2 protein-coding genes are annotated in these 3,685 nt (G+C 73.1%); both read right to left on the bottom strand.

Annotated features, from left to right (window positions below; genetic code table 11):
• On the bottom strand, window positions 1-3,302 hold a 3,302-nt coding region (locus G3I65_RS14655), incomplete at its 3' end, for a type I polyketide synthase (RefSeq protein ID WP_375336683.1).
• Window positions 3,303-3,331: 29 nt separating this feature from the next.
• Window positions 3,332-3,685 (bottom strand): acyl carrier protein (locus G3I65_RS14650; protein ID WP_239071173.1); only part of this gene is annotated, 354 nt, incomplete at its 5' end.

Below are 3,685 nucleotides of genomic sequence, written 5' to 3'. Positions count from 1 at the left end.
TCCAGGATCGCGGCGAGCCGTCCCGCGGCCCGGTCGTCGACGTCGGCGGGCAGGTCGACCAGGCCGCCCCAGCGGTTCGGGTGCTCGAGGCCGATGACGCGGCCGAGGCCCCAGATCTGGGCCTGGGCGGGCGACGGCGAGTCCGTCGCGACGGCGCCGGACGTCAGCAGCCACAGCGGCGCGGTGATCTCCGCGTCGCCGAGGGCCTGCGCGAGCAGGAGCGTGCCCGCGACGCCGGACGGCAGCTCGGGGAACTCCGGGTGCGGCCGTTCGTCGAAGCCCAGCAAGGAAAGCACGCCCGCCGGGTTCGGCTCGGCGTCACGCAGGCGGGCGGACAGGCTCTCGCGGTCGCCGGTCACCTCGACCGGCACGATCTCGACCCCGAGGGCGTCCAAGACGGCCGTGTCCTGGCCCGGCGCGACCACCGCGAGCCAACGACCGGACAGCGTTCCCACGGGTTCCGGTGCGGGACGCCAGCGAACGTCGTACCGCCAGGATTCCACAGTGGACTTGTCGTGGGCGGCGCGGCGCCACTCGCTCAGCGCGGGCAGCAGTTCGCTCAGCGGGATCTCGGTGTCGACGCCGAGGGTGTCGGCGACGGTCTGGAGGTCGTTGCTGTCGACGACCTCCCAGAACCCGTGGTCCGCCGGGGCGGCCGCCACGGGCGTGCCGGGCTTCAGCCAGTAGTGCCGGTGCTGGAAGGCGTAGGTGGGCAGGTCGACGCGGCTCGCGCCGTCGAAGTACGGCGTCCAATCGACCTTGACGCCGTGTACGTGCGCTTCGGCAACCGAAAGCGCGAAGCGCGCCAAGCCGCCTTCGCCGCGACGCAGCGAGCCGAGCGCGACGACGCCTTCGCCGATCGCCATCGTGAGCACCGGGTGCGGCGACGCCTCCACGAACGTGCCGAAGCCCTGGCTCTTGAGCTGCTCGACCGCGATATCCAGCCGGACGGTGCCGCGCAGGTTGGTGTACCAGTACTCGGCGTCGAGGGCGGTGCCGTCGATCCACTCGCCGGTCACCGTGGAGAAGAACGCCGTCTCCCCCGCTCGCGGTGTGATCGGCGCGAGCACCTCCAGGAGTTCTTCGCGCAGCTGCTCCACCTGGACGGAGTGGGACGCGTAGTCCACCGGGATGCGACGGGTGCGTACCTCTTCGCAGGCGGCCATGAACTCGTCGAGCGCTCCCGGCTCACCCGAGACGACGGTCGCGGCGGGGCCGTTCACCGCGGCGATCGAGATGCGCTCGCCCCACGGCCGGGCGAGTTCCTCGGTCCGTTCGCGCGAAGCGGCCACGGACACCATCCCGCCCGCGCCCGCCAGCGCGAGGATCGCCTTGCTGCGCAGCGCGACCACCCGCGCACCGTCCTCAAGAGACAGCGCACCCGAGACGACGGCGGCGGCGATCTCCCCCTGGGAGTGCCCGATCACCGCGTCCGGCCGCACGCCGTGGGCGGCCCACAGCGCGGCGAGGGACACCATCATCGCGAACAACGCGGGCTGCACGACGTCGACGCGGTCCAGGTCGATGTCGTCGTCCAGCAAGGAGAAACCGGTGTGCGGTTCGAGTGCCTGGGCGCACTCGGTGAAGCGCGCCGCGAAGACCTCGGACGTCGCGAGCAGCTCCGTCGCCATCCCGGCCCACTGGGCACCCTGGCCCGGGAAGACCATGGCGACCTTGCCGCTGCTGCCGGCGGTGCCGGAGACGACGTTCGACGCGGGAACGCCGTCGGCCAGCGCGCGGACCCCGGCGAGCAGGCGCTCGCGGTCTTCGCCGACGACGACGGCGCGGTGTGTGAAGGTGGACCGGGTTGTCGCGAGCGAGCAGGCAACACCGGCCGGGTCGGCGTCGATTGTGGACAGTCGAGTGGCCTGCTCGCGAAGCGCCTCGGGCGACTTCGCCGAGAGCACCCACGGCAGCACCGCATCAGCGGCCGCAGCGACCGGTGATTCCTCTTCGGACTCTTCCAGGATGATGTGCGCGTTGGTGCCGGAGATCCCGAACGACGACACCGCACCCCGGCGCGGCCGGTCGGCGGTCCAGTCCCGGCCTTCCTGCAGCAGTTCGACCGCGCCCTCGGCCCAGTCGATCTTCGTCGACGGCGTCCCGGCGTGCAGGGTCGGCGGCATCCGGCGGTTCCGCAGCGCCATGACGAGCTTGATGATGCCGCTGACCCCGGCCGCCGCCTGGGTGTGGCCGATGTTCGACTTGACCGAACCGAGCCACAGCGGAGCCGGCCGGTCCTGGCCGTAGGTCGCCAGCAGGGCCTGCGCCTCGATCGGATCGCCCAGCGCGGTGCCGGTGCCGTGCGCCTCGACCAGGTCGACGTCCACAGTGGACACGCGGGCGTCGGCGAGCGCGTCGCGGATCACGCGCTGCTGGGACGGGCCGTTCGGCGCGGACAGGCCGCTGCTCGCGCCGTCCTGGTTGACGGCCGAGCCGCGGACGACGGCCAGTACCGGGTGGCCGAGGCGCCGCGCGTCGGACAGCCGCTCGACCAGCAGCATGCCGACGCCTTCGCCCCAGCCGGTGCCGTCGGCGCCCTCGGCGAACGCCTTGCACCGGCCGTTGCCGGAAAGGCCGCCCTGGCGCTGCATTTCGGTGAACATGCCCGGGTTGACCATCACCGCCGCGCCGCCGGCGAGCGCGAGGTCGGACTCCCCGCGCCGCAGCGACTGCACGGCCAGGTGCAGCGCGACCAGCGACGACGAACACGCCGTGTCGACGGTGACCGACGGGCCTTCGAGGCCGAGGACGTAGGAGATGCGGCCGGACAGGACACTGGTCGCGGTCCCGGTCATCAGGTGCCCGGCGACGGCTTCGGCGTCCTCCCCCGCCCCGGTGGCGTACCCCTGGTGCGCGGCGCCGACGAACACCGCGGCCCGGCTGCCACGCACCGTCTCCGGCACGATCCCCGCGCGCTCCAGCGCCTCCCACGACGTCTCGAGCAACAGCCGCTGCTGCGGGTCCATCGCGAGCGCTTCGCGCGGCGAGATGCCGAAGAACCCGGCGTCGAAGAGGCCCGCGTCGTGCACGAACCCGCCCTCGGCGGCGAACCCGGCGTCGTGCGCGTCGGGCCAGCCGCGGTCGGCCGGGAACCCGGACATCGCGTCGCGGCCGCCGTCCACCAGCTGCCACAGGTCCTCGGGCGAACGGACGCCGCCCGGGAACCGGCAGGCCATCCCGACGATCGCGATCGGCTCGTACCCGGCGTCCTCCACCTCCTGGATGCGCTTGCGGGCGCGCCGGAGGTCCGCGGTCACCTTCTTCAGGTATTCCCGGAGCTTCGCGTCGTTGTCCATCAGGCCCCATCCCGTCGGTGCGTGGCGTCCATTCAGGACAGCCCGAGCTCGTTGTCGATCAGGTCGAAGATTTCGTCGTCGGTGGCGGCGTCGAGCCCGTCGCCGGACTCCTCCGCCGTCTGCGTGGCGCGCCGCCGGGCCAGCAGCGTCTCCAGGCGCGCGGTGATCCGCCTGCTGTCGCCGGCGCTTTCGAGCACGCGCTCGAGCCGGTCCAGCTCGGCCAGCACCGCCGCGTCCGCGTCCGCTTCTTCGGGCGCGAGCCCGGCCAGCAGGTGCGCCGCCAGGTCGGCGGGCGACGGGTGGTCGAAGATCAGCGTGGCCGGCAGCCGCAGCCCGGTCTCGGCGGTCAGCCGGTTGCGCAGCTCCACCGCGGTCAGCGAGTCGAA

It is taken from the genome of Amycolatopsis sp. SID8362 (assembly GCF_010550475.1).
Classification (GTDB): Bacteria; Actinomycetota; Actinomycetes; order Mycobacteriales; family Pseudonocardiaceae; genus Amycolatopsis; species Amycolatopsis eburnea.
The sequence above is the reverse complement of the archived record's forward strand: the minus strand, read 5'-3'. Positions and strand labels throughout refer to the sequence as shown.